The organism is Shewanella sp. BJSY2023SW005 (assembly GCF_047314585.1).
Taxonomy (GTDB): Bacteria; Pseudomonadota; Gammaproteobacteria; order Enterobacterales; family Shewanellaceae; genus Shewanella; species Shewanella algae.
The window spans coordinates 14,153-30,565 of record NZ_JBKORJ010000037.1; the positions used below are offsets into that span (position 1 = coordinate 14,153).

General features: G+C 54.5%; 15 protein-coding genes. 1 reads left to right on the forward strand and 14 read right to left on the reverse strand.

What is annotated here, in order from left to right; all coding sequences use genetic code 11:
* Position 1: 1 nt before the first annotated feature.
* Genes mraY through mraZ form a run of 7 tightly spaced genes read right to left on the reverse strand, consistent with a single transcriptional unit; the run spans position 2 to position 7,409 of the window.
* The gene (gene mraY, locus ACMHXI_RS11255) at positions 2 to 1,084 is read right to left on the reverse strand and encodes a phospho-N-acetylmuramoyl-pentapeptide-transferase (protein WP_071237737.1); all 1,083 of its coding nucleotides are present in this window, start codon (positions 1,082 to 1,084) and stop codon (positions 2 to 4) included.
* Positions 1,085 to 2,461 (reverse strand): UDP-N-acetylmuramoyl-tripeptide--D-alanyl-D-alanine ligase, encoded by a 1,377-nt coding sequence (locus ACMHXI_RS11260; protein ID WP_025888157.1) that lies wholly within the window; start codon positions 2,459 to 2,461, stop codon positions 1,085 to 1,087.
* A complete protein-coding gene (gene murE, locus ACMHXI_RS11265; protein WP_025888155.1) occupies positions 2,458 to 3,927 on the reverse strand; it encodes a UDP-N-acetylmuramoyl-L-alanyl-D-glutamate--2,6-diaminopimelate ligase in 1,470 nt (489 codons plus the stop codon). The genes ACMHXI_RS11260 and murE overlap by 4 nt, the downstream gene beginning before the upstream one ends.
* Positions 3,924 to 5,660: a penicillin-binding transpeptidase domain-containing protein gene (locus tag ACMHXI_RS11270; RefSeq protein ID WP_025010888.1), complete on the reverse strand. Its 1,737-nt coding sequence runs from the start codon at positions 5,658 to 5,660 to the stop codon at positions 3,924 to 3,926. The genes murE and ACMHXI_RS11270 overlap by 4 nt, the downstream gene beginning before the upstream one ends.
* Positions 5,657 to 5,971 (reverse strand): cell division protein FtsL, encoded by a 315-nt coding sequence (gene ftsL / locus ACMHXI_RS11275; RefSeq protein ID WP_025010887.1) that lies wholly within the window; start codon positions 5,969 to 5,971, stop codon positions 5,657 to 5,659. The genes ACMHXI_RS11270 and ftsL overlap by 4 nt, the downstream gene beginning before the upstream one ends.
* Before the next feature lie 8 nt (positions 5,972 to 5,979).
* A complete protein-coding gene (rsmH, locus tag ACMHXI_RS11280; protein ID WP_025010886.1) occupies positions 5,980 to 6,921 on the reverse strand; it encodes a 16S rRNA (cytosine(1402)-N(4))-methyltransferase RsmH in 942 nt (313 codons plus the stop codon).
* A 29-nt stretch (positions 6,922 to 6,950) separates the two neighbouring features.
* The gene (gene mraZ, locus ACMHXI_RS11285) at positions 6,951 to 7,409 is read right to left on the reverse strand and encodes a division/cell wall cluster transcriptional repressor MraZ (protein WP_025010885.1); all 459 of its coding nucleotides are present in this window, start codon (positions 7,407 to 7,409) and stop codon (positions 6,951 to 6,953) included.
* 602 nt (positions 7,410 to 8,011) lie between these two features.
* Here mraZ and ACMHXI_RS11290 point away from each other — a divergent pair.
* Complete coding sequence (locus ACMHXI_RS11290; RefSeq protein ID WP_025010884.1) at positions 8,012 to 8,311, forward strand: hypothetical protein; 300 nt, start codon at positions 8,012 to 8,014, stop codon at positions 8,309 to 8,311.
* A 31-nt stretch (positions 8,312 to 8,342) separates the two neighbouring features.
* Here ACMHXI_RS11290 and ACMHXI_RS11295 read toward each other — a convergent pair whose 3' ends face one another.
* From ACMHXI_RS11295 to leuD, 7 genes are all read right to left on the reverse strand, one after another.
* Positions 8,343 to 9,923: a nicotinate phosphoribosyltransferase gene (locus ACMHXI_RS11295; protein ID WP_025888152.1), complete on the reverse strand. Its 1,581-nt coding sequence runs from the start codon at positions 9,921 to 9,923 to the stop codon at positions 8,343 to 8,345.
* A gap of 12 nt (positions 9,924 to 9,935) precedes the next feature.
* Entirely contained in the window at positions 9,936 to 10,802 is an 867-nt protein-coding gene (gene prs / locus ACMHXI_RS11300) for a ribose-phosphate diphosphokinase (RefSeq protein ID WP_045283635.1), read from the reverse strand.
* Positions 10,803 to 10,958: 156 nt separating this feature from the next.
* The gene (locus tag ACMHXI_RS11305) at positions 10,959 to 11,672 is read right to left on the reverse strand and encodes an NUDIX hydrolase (RefSeq protein WP_071237730.1); all 714 of its coding nucleotides are present in this window, start codon (positions 11,670 to 11,672) and stop codon (positions 10,959 to 10,961) included.
* Between the two features lie 89 nt (positions 11,673 to 11,761).
* Positions 11,762 to 13,267: a glycerol kinase GlpK gene (glpK, locus tag ACMHXI_RS11310; RefSeq protein WP_117200229.1), complete on the reverse strand. Its 1,506-nt coding sequence runs from the start codon at positions 13,265 to 13,267 to the stop codon at positions 11,762 to 11,764.
* 26 nt (positions 13,268 to 13,293) lie between these two features.
* Positions 13,294 to 13,764 (reverse strand): nuclear transport factor 2 family protein, encoded by a 471-nt coding sequence (locus tag ACMHXI_RS11315; RefSeq protein ID WP_101056257.1) that lies wholly within the window; start codon positions 13,762 to 13,764, stop codon positions 13,294 to 13,296.
* A gap of 178 nt (positions 13,765 to 13,942) precedes the next feature.
* A complete protein-coding gene (locus ACMHXI_RS11320) occupies positions 13,943 to 15,298 on the reverse strand; it encodes an outer membrane protein transport protein (protein ID WP_345888293.1) in 1,356 nt (451 codons plus the stop codon).
* 508 nt (positions 15,299 to 15,806) lie between these two features.
* The gene (gene leuD / locus ACMHXI_RS11325; protein ID WP_101095151.1) at positions 15,807 to 16,412 is read right to left on the reverse strand and encodes a 3-isopropylmalate dehydratase small subunit; all 606 of its coding nucleotides are present in this window, start codon (positions 16,410 to 16,412) and stop codon (positions 15,807 to 15,809) included.
* Position 16,413: the final 1 nt, after the last annotated feature.

Consider the following 16,413-nt stretch of genomic DNA (forward strand, 5'->3'; position numbering starts at 1 on the left):
TTTACCTCAACTTCAGGGTGGCCAATCCCAGCAGAACCAGGAACAAAGAGATAATCCAGAAACGCACTATCACTCTGGGCTCGGGCCAACCTTTCAATTCATAGTGGTGGTGTATGGGTGCCATACGGAAAATCCGTTGGCCACGCAGCTTATAGGATCCAACCTGAAGGATGACTGACACAGTCTCCATTACGAATACACCGCCCATGATCACCAGCAAGATTTCCTGTCGTACCAGCACTGCCATGGTGCCGAGCGCCGCGCCCAGTGACAACGAGCCCACGTCGCCCATAAACACTTGTGCCGGATAGGTGTTGAACCAAAGGAAACCAAGACCGGCACCGACTATCGCGGTGCAGACAATCACCAGTTCACCGGCGCCAGGCAGATGCGGAATATGCAGATAGCCGGCAAATTGCGCATGGCCGGAGAGGTAAGCAATAAGCGCGAACGCCGCCGCAACCATAACGGTCGGCATAATCGCCAAGCCATCGAGGCCGTCGGTCAGGTTAACCGCATTGCTCGAACCCACTATGGTGAAATAGGCCAGTACCACAAAAAATAGCCCCAGCTGCGGCATCACATCCTTGAAGAAAGGCACCACCAATTGGGTTTCACCCGGCAGGGCCGCGGTGGCGTAGAGATAAAAGGCCACAGCAATTGCCGCCAGCGACTGTAAAATGTACTTCCAACGGGCCACCAGCCCCTTGGGATCCTTACGCACCACCTTGCGGTAATCATCGAGGAAACCGATGAGGCCAAAGCTGCCCAGAACGAATAACATCACCCAGACATAACGGTTACCGAGATCGCCCCACAGCAGGACACTGATAAAGATCCCCGCCAGCACCAGCAATCCACCCATGGTTGGGGTGCCACGCTTACTGAAATGTGACTCAGGGCCATCGTTACGCACCACCTGGCCTATCTGCAAAAGCTGCAAACGTTCAATCAACTTGGGCCCCCACCAGAGCGCGAAGCTGAGGGCGGTTAACAACCCCAGAATAGCTCTGAAGGTCAAATAGGAAAACACGTTAAACCCGGTATAAAACTGGGTTAGATACTCCGCCAGATACACCAGCATCTACACTAACTCCCCACGCCCGAAGGCTGATTTAAGGGCCTCGACCACACGCTCCATACGCATGCTGCGTGAACCCTTGACCAATACAGTGACACTCCCTGACAACTGATTGATATATTTGATTAAACTTTCCACCAAACGCCCTTGGGTATCCAGATGTTCCGTACCAAACCCCTGGCTGGTGTTCTGGGTTAATTGACCGCTGCAAAACAGGGCATCTATCCCGGCCTCCCGGGCATACTCACCCAGCTCGCGATGCAAAAGGGGGGCATTGTCGCCTAATTCCCCCAAATCGCCCAGTACCAGAATGCGATTTCCGTGAATTTCGTGAAGCCAGTTGATCGCAGCCTTGACCGAGGCCGGATTGGCGTTATAGCTATCGTCGATCAGCTGCACTCGCCCAAGCTCAGTGGGCAGCATGCGTCCCTTGACCGGCTGCATCTGTTGCAAGCCAGAGATAATGCTTGCCATATCCAGGCTCAGCGCCAGGCAAACCGAAGTTGCCGCCAGGGCATTGGCCACCTGGTGTCGGCCGGCCAGCGGCAGCGCCAGCGAATACTCCTGTTGCTGCCAGCAAAGAGTGCAGCGATAACGCCCCGAGGCATCGGCCTGTAAATCTTTGGCTGTCAACTCGGCTGCTGCGTCAATGCCATAGCTTAACTGACGGTAGCCTAACGCAGCCTGACGCATTACCTCGGCGTATCTGTCATCGGCATTGATAATGGCGCAGCCGTCTGGGGCCAAGTGATTGAAAATCTCGGATTTGGCCGCCGCCACACCGGCCTCTGAGCCAAACCCTTCGAGGTGGGCGCTGGCAACATTGTTCACTAGGGCAACATCCGGGCGCACTATGGCCGAGGTGTAATCAATTTCACCCTTGTGGTTGGCACCAAGCTCAAATACCGCGTATTCGTGTTCAGGCTCCAGTCGCAAGGCTGTCAGCGGCACGCCTATATCGTTGTTGAAGTTACCGGCTGTGTAGAGCACCTTGGCATGTTGCGACAATATGGTCGCCAACATCTCCTTGACGCTGGTCTTGCCGTTGGAGCCGGTCAAGGCAACACACTTGAGTGATACCAGGCTGCGTACCATAGCCGCCAGTTGCCCCAGGGCCTGGTGAGGGTCGGCCACCAGCAGCTGCGGCACATCGAGTGCCAACTCGCGGCTGACCAGGAGCGCTGCGGCGCCATTTTTGACCGCCGTTGGCGCAAACTCATGGGCGTCGAAGCGCTCACCCTTGAGGGCGATAAACAAACCTTTGGTGCCTATATCGCGGCTATCTGTGCTGACACTCTCAACCAGCTGCTCTGCGGCAGTCGCTGGAATCAACTTGGCATTCAGCGCCGTGGCTATCTGTTGCAGAGTTAAAGGGATCATGCCTTGCCTCCGCTAAGTTCCAGCGCCAAGGCCCGCTCATCGTAGTGATGACGGCTTCCTGCCACTTCCTGATAGGTTTCATGCCCCTTGCCGGCCAGCAAAATCACATCTCCCGCCTCGGCCTGGGCGCAAACCTGTTTAATGGCTGTCACCCTATCGACACAGGAGAATGCCGCCTCGGGTTGAGTCAGCCCGGCCATGACTTCATCAATGATGGTTTGCGGCTCTTCGCTGCGAGTATTGTCACTGGTGACCATCAAGCGGTCGGCAAAAGCCTCGGCAGCGCGGGCCATCAGCGGCCGCTTGCCCCTGTCACGATCGCCGCCGCAGCCAAAGACACACCAGAGGCGGTTGTCGGTATGCAGCCGCAGCGCCTTGAGCGCTTGCTCCAGCGCATCCGGGGTGTGGGCATAATCCACCACCAGCGAAAAACCTTTGTTCGACGGGAAACACTCCATCCGTCCGGGCACGGGCTTCAGGGCCGGTGACAGCGACAGCAGCTTTTGCAGCGGATACCCCATGGCATAGAGCGCCGTCAGCGCCGCCAACAGATTGGAGAGATTGAATTCGCCCAGCAGCGGGGTCTCCAGCACGCCTTTGCCTTCCGGCCAGTGGATCTCGGCGCGCACGCCCTTGGCGTGATATTGAGGATTAACAGCAACAACTGCCGCTCTGGGATCTTGCTTAATGCTATAGCCGAGCAACTTGGCCTTGGGCAGTTCCTCGAACCAGGCCTGCCCTGTGGCGTCATCCAGGTTAATCACCGCGTGTTTGAGACAGGCAAACCGCATCAGCCTCAATTTGGCGGCGGCATAAGCCTCCATAGTATGGTGATAATCCAAATGATCCCGGCTCAGGTTGGTAAACACAGCCACTTCAAAGGGCGCGGCTTCTACCCGCCCCTGCACCAAACCGTGGCTGGATACTTCCATGGCACAGACGCTGACATCCATCAGCTCAAAAGCCTTGAGCTGGGCCATTACGGCCAAGGCATCACTGGTAGTATTGGTCGCTTCCTGGAGTTTCCCCAGCAAACCGTTCCCCAAAGTGCCCATGACACCGGCCTTTTCGCCGAGCAAAGACACCCACTGGGCGATTAGCTGGCTGACAGAAGTCTTGCCATTGGTGCCGGTAATCCCCACCAGACGAGGCTTGACCGCGTGAATGCCATAGAACTGGGCCGCCAGCGCCGATAGCTGCCGACTCAGTTGAAAAAAGTAGATGGTTAAGCCTTGCTCCCGCTCCACCTTGCCGTGGGCATCCGGATCGTCCGTATGCAGCAAGGCAGCCGCGGCTCCCTTGTTGAAGGCGGCGGCAACATACTCCCGACCATCGGCCTGATGTCCGGGAACGGCCACGAAAAGGCCGCCTTCAACCACTTTCCGGCTGTCTAGACAGGGCTCGGCCACCGCCTCCGCGCCGGAGTAATGAAACCAGGGAGCCAGCAGATCCCGCAATAACATCATTCTGCTCTCCTAGGTACCTGAGCCAGTTGCACGCGAGTATCATCACTCACAGGCTCCACATTCAACATCTGCAACGCGCCGGACATCACCTTGCCAAACACAGGTGCCGCCACCACGCCGCCATAATATCTGTCCCCTTTGGGCTCGTTGATCACCACTACCATGGCAAGCCTGGGGTTATTGGCCGGCGCGACACCGGCAAACAGGGCAACATAATCATCGCCATAGCCACCGGCTATCGCCTTACGACTGGTGCCCGACTTACCGGCAACCGGATAGCCTTCAATGTGCGCCCGAGTACCTGTGCCGCCCTTCTCGGTCACGCCCACCAGCATGTTGATCACATCGCGGGCCACGTCCGGGGCTATTACCCGGGTGCCTTCCGGCGGTTGCTTCAGTTTAAGAATCGATACCGGGTAAAGCATGCCGCCGCTGCCCAGAGTGGCGTACATACGCGCCAATTGCAGCGGGGTAGCGGTCAGGCCATAGCCGAAGGACAGAGTCGCCCGTTCAAAGTCGGACCATCTGTGTCTGTCCTGCACCAAACCGGCACTCTCGCCGGTCAGGTTGATCCCTGAATAGTTGCCGAGCCCCATGGACTGATAGGTGCCCAGCAGCTGCTGCACCGGCATTTCCAGTGCCAACTTACTGATCCCCACGTTACTGGACTTGATCAAAATCTTCGCCAGTGACATATCGCCATAGTTGCGAGCATCCCGCACCTGCCGACCACCGATACGCATCCAACCGGGTGATGTCGGGATTAGCTCATCGCTCTTGACGATTCCGGCTTCCAGCGCTGCTACCACCACAAAGGGTTTCACCGTCGAACCCGGCTCGAAGGTGTCTGTCAGGGCGCGGTTACGCATCCTGTGGCTCTGCAGATTTTCCCGCGAGTTGGGGTTATAGGAGGGGGTGTTGACCATCGCCAGCACTTCACCCGTGTGCACATCCAGCACCACCACAGAACCGGATGTTGCCTGGTTCATTTCGGTGGCACGCTTGAGCTCACGGTAAGCCAACTGTTGAATACGCTGATCTATGCTGAGCACCAGATCATTGGGGCTCTCGCCCTCCTGGATAATATCCAGCCGCTCAACCACCCGGCCGTCACGGGACTTGCGCACCTTCTGCTTGGAGGGAGTGCCGGTCAGCCAGCTATTGTAAGTGTTTTCAATGCCTTCGATGCCGACATCATCGATATTGGTGATCCCGACCAGCTGAGCGCTGATCTCACCGGCCGGATAGTAACGGCGTGATTCAGACTTGAGGTAAATACCGGGTAGCTTCAGTTGTTCGATATAGTGCGCTACCGCCGGGGTAACCTGGCGCTTGAGGTAGGTAAAGCGTTTCTTGGGGTTGGACTGCACCCTTGCCAACAGGTCATCCAGCGGCTCGTGCAATACATCGGCCAGCGCCCGCCAACGGCGCATATCATTGAAGCCATCCTTGTCGTGAACCACCTTGGGGTCGGCGTAGACGGCACGTACAGGCACGCTGACGGCCAGCATCTCGCCGTTGCGGTCAGTGATAAGCCCTCTTTGCACCTCGTTGGAGGTGGTTCGCAGAGTGCGCATATCACTCTCATGACGCAGTTTTTCCGGTTCTATCACCTGGATGTAGGCGGCACGTCCAACAAGCGAGACAAACAACAGGCAAACAAAAGCCACCACCACTTGCAGTCGCCAGTGGATCAGTTGGGGCTTTTGAATCCTTTTAGCCTGTTTTCTCATGGGAGTCTCACTACCACCTCTTCATTGGGTAAGGGCCTTATCATGTCCAATTCCTTGGTCGCAATCCGGGTTATCCGGCTGTGCTCTGCCTGCGACTGTTCTTCCAGCAACAGGTTGCGCCACTCGATATCCAAGCGATCCCTTTCCTGTAACAGCTTGTCCAACTCACTAGTTTGGGTACGGCTGATGTGGCTGGTATATACCACGGCAACCGCATTACCCAGTACCAGCATGCCCAGCAAGAGGATCCATTTGTGCTGCCAAAGATCCTGCAGCACTATGCGCGCCAGATTGAGTTGCGACTTACTCACCGTCAACCTCAGTAAGGCAAACGCTCGGCAATTCTGAGTACAGAACTGCGGGCCCGGGCATTAACGGCAATCTCTTCATCCGACGGTTTCATCGCCTTGCCTATGGGCAACAGCTGCCGCGAGCGGTTGAGCTCGGCCTCGGTCACCGGCAAACCGTAGGGCACTTCCTCGCCTTTGCTGTGACGGCGGATAAAACGCTTCACCATGCGATCTTCAAGAGAATGGAAGCTGATGATCGACAGCCGTCCCTTGGGCGCCAGTACTTGCAGTGCCCCTTCCAGTGCTTGATCTATCTGATCCAGCTCGCTATTGATATAGATGCGAATCGCCTGAAACACTCGAGTTGCCGGATGCTTGTTGCGCTCTTTGTGTTTGGTGATCCTTTCGATCAAGCCGGCCAAATCTTTGGTGCGCAAAAACGGCTTCTCATCACGGTCGGCGGCGATACAACGGGCGATATGGCGGGCGTTTTTCTCTTCACCATAGGTCTTGAATACCCAAGCCATATCTTCGACTTCGGCCCTGGCGAGCCACTGAGCCGCCGTTTCGCCCTGGCTGTTATCCATCCGCATATCCAGTGGGCCATCACGCAGAAAACTAAAGCCTCGTTCGGCATCGTCCAGTTGCGGTGATGACACACCGAGATCCAGTAAGACACCGTCTATCTTGCCCACCAGTCCAAGTTGCTCAACATAGTCGGCCAACTGGCCAAAACCGCCATGGACTATGGTGAAACGCGGATCATCGGCAAACTGTTTGGCAGCTTCAATGGCCGCCGGGTCTCTATCGATGGCAATCAGCCGCCCCTGTTCACCCAAGCGGGAAAGGATCTGACGTGAGTGTCCGCCTCGACCGAAAGTGCCGTCGATATAGATGCCATCTGGGCGGATATTGAGCCCGTCTACCGTTTCTTGAAGCAGGACAGACAGGTGGGCAAAGTTTTGGCTCATCACTCTCTTCTTTAATCTGGTCTCACTCATCAGAGTGAGAAATCCGCCAGCCGCTCACTGGCGGTCAATCCCTGGCTCTTAATCATCTCCAGGCTGTCGGCCAGCTGCTGCTGCCAGACCTGCTCATCCCAGAGTTCGAATTTGTTCAACTGCCCAACCAACATGGTCTTCTTTTCCAAAGAAGCGTATTGCCTGAGCGGCGGAGTCAGCAAAACCCGGCCGTTGGCATCCAACTCACATTCCTGGGCATAGCCCAACATCAGGCGCTTCATCGCCCGCTCCTGTGGTTGAAAATCAGACAGACCGAGCAGCTTGTCGGCGACTTTGTTCCATTCGTTTATCGGATAGATCAACAGGCAGGGAGATTGGATATCCACAGTGATTACCAGCTTGCCTTGATGATCGGCATGCAGAGGCTCGCGGTATCGCGTTGGCATAGCGATCCGCCCCTTGGCATCCAGATTCAAAGCACTTGCGCCGGAAAACACTTGGTTTCATCCTTGCTCAGTTAATAGATCCACAAATATCCACAAATTCCCACAGATGCTAAGTTTAGGGATAGTCAACAAGGATTGTCAAGCAATGCAAACTCGAATAAAGCCAGTCACCAAGCGGGTTAGCAGCGTGTCACAACATTTTTTGAACAGCCGAATTCCAAGTGGCAAAAAGTGGCGCTACCGCCCCTGGCAGTGGAAAATTTCAACACTGACAGGGGAGATTTTCACAGTGAAAAGAAACGATTGTGGAGAAGTTTCCCGGATCCTGGCATTCAGGAGTGCGATCCAGTGCAAACTTCTGTGGCGGCAAAACTCGGCCAGGATAAACCGCTATGCCAACTTTACAGCTGTATATGAGGGTTTAATGTTAAATCATGGTTAACTAAAATTTCTTTGCCATATCGGAGCGACTGGCTTTTCCTAAATAGCGTTCAGAGCCTGAGTCAAAGATTCAGCGTTGTTTTGATACAGTCGGAACCCCAAAGGATAAATTCAGTCTAATTTTTAGGCGAAACAGGCCGATAAAGGATACAGAATAGGCTAACAGTTAAAGCATCTAACCGGCGAAAAAGCCGCCGGCACGGGGAACTCTAATGGGATTGGACAGCATTTACGCCATGTTGGCACGCCCGGTCAAGGCAGTATTTCAGCCCAAACGCGAAGTGGAGCAGGTCAAGACCAGCTCCGCCATAGCGCCCGACAGCCACGAAGCCCCGCAATCGCAACTGCCTCCCGAAATAGACAAGCGTGAAAAAGTCGCTGATCGCCGCAAAGAGCAGAAAGGCTTTGCCCACGAGCGGCGTAAACATAACCGCCGCCAGGAAGATGAAGAAAGGGATGAGTCCAGGGCGCAGGAAGAAGGCAAGGGTCAGATCATAGATATCGATGTCTGACCCTGCCGGTGAATGTCATTGAATCAAGGCTTCATAACTGCGCCGCCACCCGCTGACGTATCTCGGCCAGATTGGTTTCGCGAAGTAGTTTGCCATCCTCATAAACGGTTTGCAGTAGCCCCTGGGCTTCTTCAGTCACCGAAACATCGTCTCTCAGCACCAGCTCCCCGTCTTGCATAACCACTTGCAGTAGCCCCTTGGCGGAACGCTTTTGGCTATCTGTCTTGGGCGCCTTGAAAATCGCCAGCGGCTCGCCGTCTTTTATCACGTGGGTCGCCTTGACTGCCGAGCCATGGGTATCTCGGGTGACATATTGATAGCTGTATGAGCCAATCCCCAGCACGACTTTGGAAGCAAAACCTTTATCCATCAAACGCTGCAGTATTTGTCGTTGGCGCTCGAGCGTGATGGCATCGCCATAAATGGCACCCACATGGTTATCCAATAACTTGTAACCCTTGTCGGTCAAGGTGCCACCAAAAATGTCCCACAGGCACTCGATAAGCCCCTTCACCTCGCAGGCCATCAGGGTTTGGCGCTGCAGACCGATAAACTCACCATGCCAACTTATCGCCTCATAACCGCTATCGGCCGCCTTTTGCAAGGCTTCATCCAGGCCACATTCGCGGATAAGTGCTTCAGGCGCCAGCTTATAACCGCTGAGAATGGTCACGGGATCGCCGGAATCGGGACGGATCACCAGGGTGCCGTCACGCTCGAGGATCTCCTGCTTGAGTTCAGGTAAGTATTGAGTCACCAGAGTCCAGAAATCCCAGGTATCGGACACCACACTGAGGATCCCCTTGGGAGACTGGGTCTGCATCAGATAACGGAAGAAGGCGATCTCCCCTTCGAGGATCCAGGAACAGGTCACCGAGTGCTCGGTGGCATCCACTGAGGCGCCGACCAACTCCTTATCGACATCGGCACCATAGTACTTCTCGGCAAACAGCACCGCCGGAATGGTGTCGGTTCCAACAAAACCGCTGGCCAAATGGCCAAAACCACTCATGGCAGCGGCCTGCTTACCGAACATGCCGCGAAAACTGAAGTCATGCCCCTGAAACGCTACCATCTCGGCGGGCAGGCCTGTCTTATCGGCGAACTCTTTAAAGGTACGCAGGTAAGCAACGGCCGTGGTGGCACTGGTTTGTATCGGCCAGTTTTCACAACTGAGCACGGTTTCTATCATGTTGGTCAACCAGGGGAAATCCGGATGGGTGTTGACTATGGTCAACGGCGGCACCAGATAAGGCACCAGAGTCCCCTCTTCCAGCGCCTTGATCCTCAGCGGTAAATACCCAAGGTCGTGGAGTTTTTCCAGATAAGAAACATCGACGCTGTACCCCAGCATGGCACTGAGTATGCGCTTATGGGCGGCCACGGCCTGCGCCTTGGGCTGACGAAAGAAGCTGTCCCACTCCTCCATCAAATAACTCTTGATAAAATACTGCAGTCCAATAAAGGCGACTTTGTCATTGTCTGCTATGTTGGCATTGCGACCGCTGCGGGAAGTGAAGTTGGCATACACCTCGGTCACCTGAGGATGATAGGCGCGACCATGAAACTCTTTGTAGACATCCTTCTGCATTGAGGGGGCGATGATACTCATAATAAACTCCTTTTATTCAAACAGTTTCAAGGTGTGCAGCTCGACAATTTGCGACTCAAACGGATGCAATGGACACACAGAATCTGTGGTAAACACGGCATCAATCAAGCCTTCCAGCGGCTCTATTCCGCGGGAAAACAGGCCATGGGTCACATAGAGTCCCACTCGGGCGGCGCCTTTTTGTTTCAAAAGCCGCGCCAGCTCGATGAAGGTTCTGCCACCGTCGCAAATATCATCCAGGATCAGCAGACTGCGACCAGCAACATCGGCGTCCAACTCGGATGCCAATATGGCGCCCGTCGCCGGATCCCGGCGTTTACTGGCCTGAAAGACTTCGGCCTCAATCCCGGCGGCACTCAGCGCATCGGCAACCTTGGCTATCTTGTGGCTGGCGCCCTTGTCCGGCGCAAGCAGTGCCGCCTGGTGGGTTTGCAGCCACTGCTTCAGCTGCGCAAACTGACAAACCAGCTGCGCCTGATGTACCTGCTCGGCCTCCAGCAGTTGCTCACTGACCGCCGAGTGCAGATCCCAGCAGCGGATCTGGCTGAAGCCGGCATTTCGCAGCAACCCCGCCATCACGGCGGCGGAAAAGGCCTCACCGGCGACGCAAACCCTGTCTTGGCGGGCATAGGGGAAATAGGGAAGTTGCAGTGAAACCTGAATGCCCGGGGCGGCGCGGTCCAAAGCATCTTTGATCAGCAGCAGCTGCATGATGGCATCACTGCTCTGCAACCTGGCGCAGATAATCGCGCTCTGTACCTGTTGTCCATCAAAACCTGCCAGACGCACATGTTGCTCACCACCGGCAAACCGCCATTGCTCAACAGTCAAAGCCTGTCTGGTCGCATCTTTGTTTACTAGCTCAATACTGATATCCATATCGCTCACCATTAAGTGTCTTAGTGACACCTAATCTAAAGCAACAACTTGGAGCGGTCAAGCTTATTTTGAGTCAATAGGACACTTATCTAAAAAGAAGAATTAAACCAATAGAATAGATAAGATGATGGTAAACCAAAGAAGCTCGAATGGAGTTCAAGCTTCCAGGTTGCGTACAAAGCGATAATCGGCGGCTTCAGGCAATACCCGGTAGAGTTGGGGTGGGCGACCGACTTCGACCCGGCCCTCTCCACAGGGGGCGAGCACGCCGGCCTGCTCGATTCGCCGCCGGAAAGATTTCTTCTGCAGTGGCTTACCCAGAATGGCTTCATGCACTCGCTGCAACTCGGCCAGGGTAAACAATTCCGGCAGGGCAAAAGCCGCCACCAGGCTGTATAGCGCCTTTTGGCGTAAGCGCTCCTGTGCCAAGGCTATGATATCGGCGTGATCAAAGGCCAAGTGTTCGGGCAGCGACTGCAAGCTGAACCAGCGGCTCTCTTCAGACCCTTCCATGACGGGCTCAAGATGAGGCATCAGCGCATAATAGCTGATGGTGACCGACCAGCCTCTGGGATCCCGGCGGCCATTACCTATACTCTGTAACTGCTCCAGGTAGGGTGGCACTATGCCGGTCTTTTGCTTAAGTTTGCGCTTGGCCGAAGCATCGATATCCTCATCCTGCTGCAGATCGATAAAGCCTCCCGGCAATGCCCACATCCCTTTGCAGGGAAACCCGGAACGCTTGACCAAGAGCACACACAATTGCCCTTCTCGCACACAAAGCAGCACGCTATCGACACTGGTCAGCGGCAGCGGGTAGTCATGGATATTGTATTGCGCCAGATATTCGGCTTCGGTCGTCACTGTCATAGCGGGCTCACTTTGGTGTCTTTGGGGCACTATTTTGAGTCACTATTCAATAGGAGACAATAACAGCCGACAAGAAACCACCCGGCACATCACAGTTCCTCGGTTTCATGCCAGTGGCGACAACGGTCCACCGCCTTCTGCCAACCGCGGTAATAAAGCTCCCGCCGTCCTTCATCCATGGCCGGCTCGAAGCAACGTTCAACATCGCTCCGGTGAGAAAGATCTTCCACCGAGTCCCAGAAACCACAGGCAAGACCGGCCAAAAATGCCGCTCCCATGGCGGTAGTTTCGGTCAAGGCCGGCCGCAGTACCTGAGTATCTGTGATATCGGCCTGGAACTGCATCAGGAAGTCGTTACTCACGGCGCCGCCATCCACCCTCAGCTGCTTGAGTGCAACAGCGCTGTCTTTACTCATGGCATCCAGCAGATCCCGGCTCTGATAGGCGATGGATTCCAGCGCCGCACGTATGATGTGGTTGCGGTTTACGCCGCGGGTCAATCCTTGCAAAGAGCCGCGGGCGTTGGCGTCCCAGTAAGGGGCTCCCAGCCCGACAAATGCCGGCACCAGATAAACCCCATTGGTATCTTCTACCTTGGAGGCAAAGTACTCTGTGTCCTGGGCATCACGAATAAGCCCCAACTCGTCCCTCAGCCACTGTATGGTCGCGCCGCCCATAAATACCGAGCCTTCCAGCGCGTATTGCACCTCGCCCTTGGGGCCTACAGCCACGGTTGTCAGCAACCCATGCTCTGAGCGCACCGCCTTGTCACCTGTGTTCATAAGCAAAAAGCAGCCTGTGCCATAGGTATTCTTGGCCATGCCGGGTTCGACGCACAGCTGGCCGAACAGCGCCGCCTGCTGATCCCCGGCCATGCCGGCGATGAGAATTTCACTGCCCTCACCGGCAATCCGGGTTGTGCCATAGACAGCCATCGACGGCTTGACCTCGGGCAACAACGAAGCTGGGATGTCCAGCGCCTGTAACAGGGTCTGATCCCAGCATTGTTTATGGATGTTGTAGAGCATGGTGCGCGACGCATTGGTGGGGTCGGTCACATGCACCTTGCCCTCCGTCAGCTTCCATACCAGCCAGCTGTCGATAGTGCCAAAGAGCAGCTCGCCTCTTTCGGCCCGCTCGCGGGCACCCTCGACATTATCCAGCAGCCACTTAATCTTGGTGGCCGAAAAATAGGGATCCAGTAACAAACCTGTATTGTCGCGGACATAGTCCTCCAGCCCCTCGGCCTTGAGCTGCTCACAGATCTCCTTGCTGCGCCGGCACTGCCAAACAATGGCGTTGGCAACTGGCTTACCTGTGAGCTTATCCCAGATGACAGTGGTTTCCCGCTGATTGGTAATGCCGATGGCCGCCACTTCGTCACTGTGGATCCCGGCGCGGGCGATGACCTCTATCAGTGTCGAACTCTGGGATGCCCAGATTTCCATGGGATCATGCTCGACCCAACCCGGTTGCGGGTAGTGCTGACTGAACTCTCGCTGGGAGACGGCCACGATATTGGCCTGTTGATCGAAAATAATCGCCCGTGAGCTGGTAGTGCCCTGATCCAGGGCAATAATATATTTCTTTTGCACGTGAAAGCTTTCTTGGGTTGGCTGAATTAATTTTGCTGCCAAGGCTGATCGCCTCGGGGTAAGCCGATTTCCGCTTCGGGAATATCACACTCCTGCGCCGGGTAATACCAAACGGCGGCAATCTTATCGCCCCTCAAGCTATAAACGCCCATATTACATTGGCTATTTTGCTCGCCATCCTGCTGCCAGCTGACCTTTTCCAGGGTGCTGACATAGTTACCCGAGCTCAGCGAGCCAAGAATACTGGCCTTGGCCCCCGGCAAAGTTTGAAAATAGTCGGTCATAGCCGCGCCCAATTCCGCATGCCCGGAAGCCTGTCTGTCGACCTTGGTGATGCTGACATTAAACCAAGTCACCTCTTCCGTGGTTTGCGCCAACATCAGCTCAATCTTTTGCTCATTGAAACCTTGAATAAACATACTGACAGGATCTGACTCGGCCAAACTCGGCATTGAAATCAGTGAGATAGCGCTGGCAAACAGAAGTGGATATTTCATGGGCTTATTATTCTTTTGTTGGCAATAGCATGAATATAAGCCCTGAGACCGGTCACGCCAAGTACAAAACAGCCTTAGGTCTAACCTTGGTGACCATCAAGCCGGTCTGGCCTACCTGACAGATATGAAAAAGCCCCGCTCGGCGGGGCTCTTGTCTCATTCCTTGGCCGGAATGGTATTACATCTTGTAGGTCACTTGCAGACCCACCAACCAGACGTGGCCGCTGGCATCGCCCTGGAAGGCAACCTGAGCTAAACGCTTTTCAGTATCGGGGTGCTTAAAATCTTGAGTCTCAGTGATAGGAGCATCACCATGGGCGCGGATATAGGTCAAACCCAGATCCACTGTCAGGTTCTTGCTGGGCGCATACCCGGCACCGACACTGAACCAGAGACGGTCGGTATCTGGAATAGTGATAGTACGGTATTCATCGTCAACCGCTGTCTTATCCAAGGCGACACCGGCACGCAACAACCACTCGTTGTTCAGCTGGTAGCTGGTACCCAGAGCAAAACGCCAGTTGTCTTTGAAGTTTTCTTCCTTTACTAAATCACTGGAGATTGGTTGTTTAGTAGCTGGATCGATTGGCTTCTGCTCGCCGGGGAAATACGCCACCAGCTTGTTGAACACGCTCCAGTCGGTCCAGTTGATACTGGCGTGCATCGCCCAGTTGTCAGTCAACTGATGGTAAGAAGCCAGCTCGGCAAATGCCGGCAGCTCCAATGGCAGGTAGCCTTCAACCTCGGCTGTACCGCCGGTATAGACCAGGCCGCGCGCCTGACCATCCAGATCCAGCTCAACGTGGCTGTGATAGGCGATGCCCAGGCGATGATCAGGGTTGATCTGCCAGCTGGCCCCCAGCTGCCATCCATAACCGAAATCATCGCCTTCCAGATGCTTGAGCTCAGTACCGGCGGCAGGCAAGCCTGGGATAGCACGAACACCTTCAATCCAGCCGGGAACCGAAGCACCGATTTCACCGTCACCATATACGCCGCGCAGACCGGCACCCACAGTGAAGTGCTCATCAATGCGGTAAGCGATATTGGTATTCAGCTCTACAGTGGTCACCGCGGTCTTGTTACCAAAAATGGAGGCGGCGTGAGCGGCCGGCAGTTCGGTAGACAGACCATAGTTGGAGTTCAGAGCCAGACCCCAGGTCCAACTGTCGTTGAGCTGGTTGGAGTAATAGAAGTTAGGTACTGCGGCATTATCGGCCACATCGAGCGCATCAGCATTCATGATGATAGGTTTTGGCAGCAAAGGCGATGCCAGCGAAACCTGGCCCATGGCGTCAACTTCTGGCATCACATAGATGGCACCGGCAGAGATCTGCCGACCTTCAAGATAGCTGAGCATGGCAGGGTTACGCCCCTGAGCCGCAGGGTTATCGGCCATGGCCGCTTCACCGGCGAAGGCACGTCCAAGTCCGGTCGCTGAAGATTCTGCCAGTTGGAAACCAGCTGCTTGAACCTGAGTCGTTGCTCCCACAAAGCTGGCCGCAATGGCGACAGCAATAAGTTGTTTCTTCATTGTTATTCTCTGTCTGTTTATTTAGCAATTTCTGAATAGAGTAATAACTCCATTTTGTTGCGGCGCAGTTTACTGACACAGAATATCTTTGCAAGCAGCAAGCAAAAAACAGGATAAACAACCGCAAAAATCAACAAATAAAGACGCAAAAGTGACACTTGTCACGCTATCAGTGCTTAAAACAGAGAGGAAACGGCATTGATGTTTGCTGAAAAGTATTGAAACCCAAAAGAAAACAAAAACTATCAACTTGAAAAATAACTATAAATTATCAAGTAACCATAAAAACACTTGTTCACTTAATTTAAACCAGACAAACAGCATAAATCACTAAGCATTCAAAGTTGCAGTCTACCTCCCCATGAGCAAAACCCATAACCAAATGTTTTTAAAAAATAAATTATAGGTAATTACAGTCAACATGCTTGTTTTGAACACAAGAGAGCAGACCAGTTACCAAGCCACTGGTCTGCTCTTGTACAAGTGTACGCTGAAATAACAGGCGGGATTAGGCGCGCCATCCCGGCAACCCGGCTTCATAATCGGCGATGGCCTGCTCATGGGATAGAGTCAGGCCGATGGCATCCAATCCATTGAGCAGCTTATGACGGGCAGATTCAGCCAGTTGAAATGCAAAGCGTTTCCCGGAGGGTGAAACAACCTGGCACTGCTGCAGGTCGACTTTGATTTCACTGCCTTCGGTCGCCGTTACCTCCTCAAACAACTGCTGCACCTCAGCGGCCTCAAGGATCACCGGCAATAACCCATTATTGATGGCGTTGCCGTAAAAGATATCGGCAAAGCTGGGCGCAATAATCACCCGCAAACCATAGTCGGCCAGGGCCCAAGGCGCGTGTTCACGGCTGGAACCACAACCGAAGTTTTCCCGCGCCAGTAAAATAGAGGCTCCCTGATATCGGGGTTGGTTCATCACAAAGGCAGGATCCGGCTGCTCACCGGCATCGTCCAGATAGCGCCAGTCGTGAAAGAGATGGACACCGAAGCCATCCTTGGTGACCTTGGACAGAAACTGTTTGGGGATGATCTGATCCGTATCCACATTGGCGCTATCCAATGGCACCGCAATTCCCTGATGAATAGTAAAAGCCTGCATT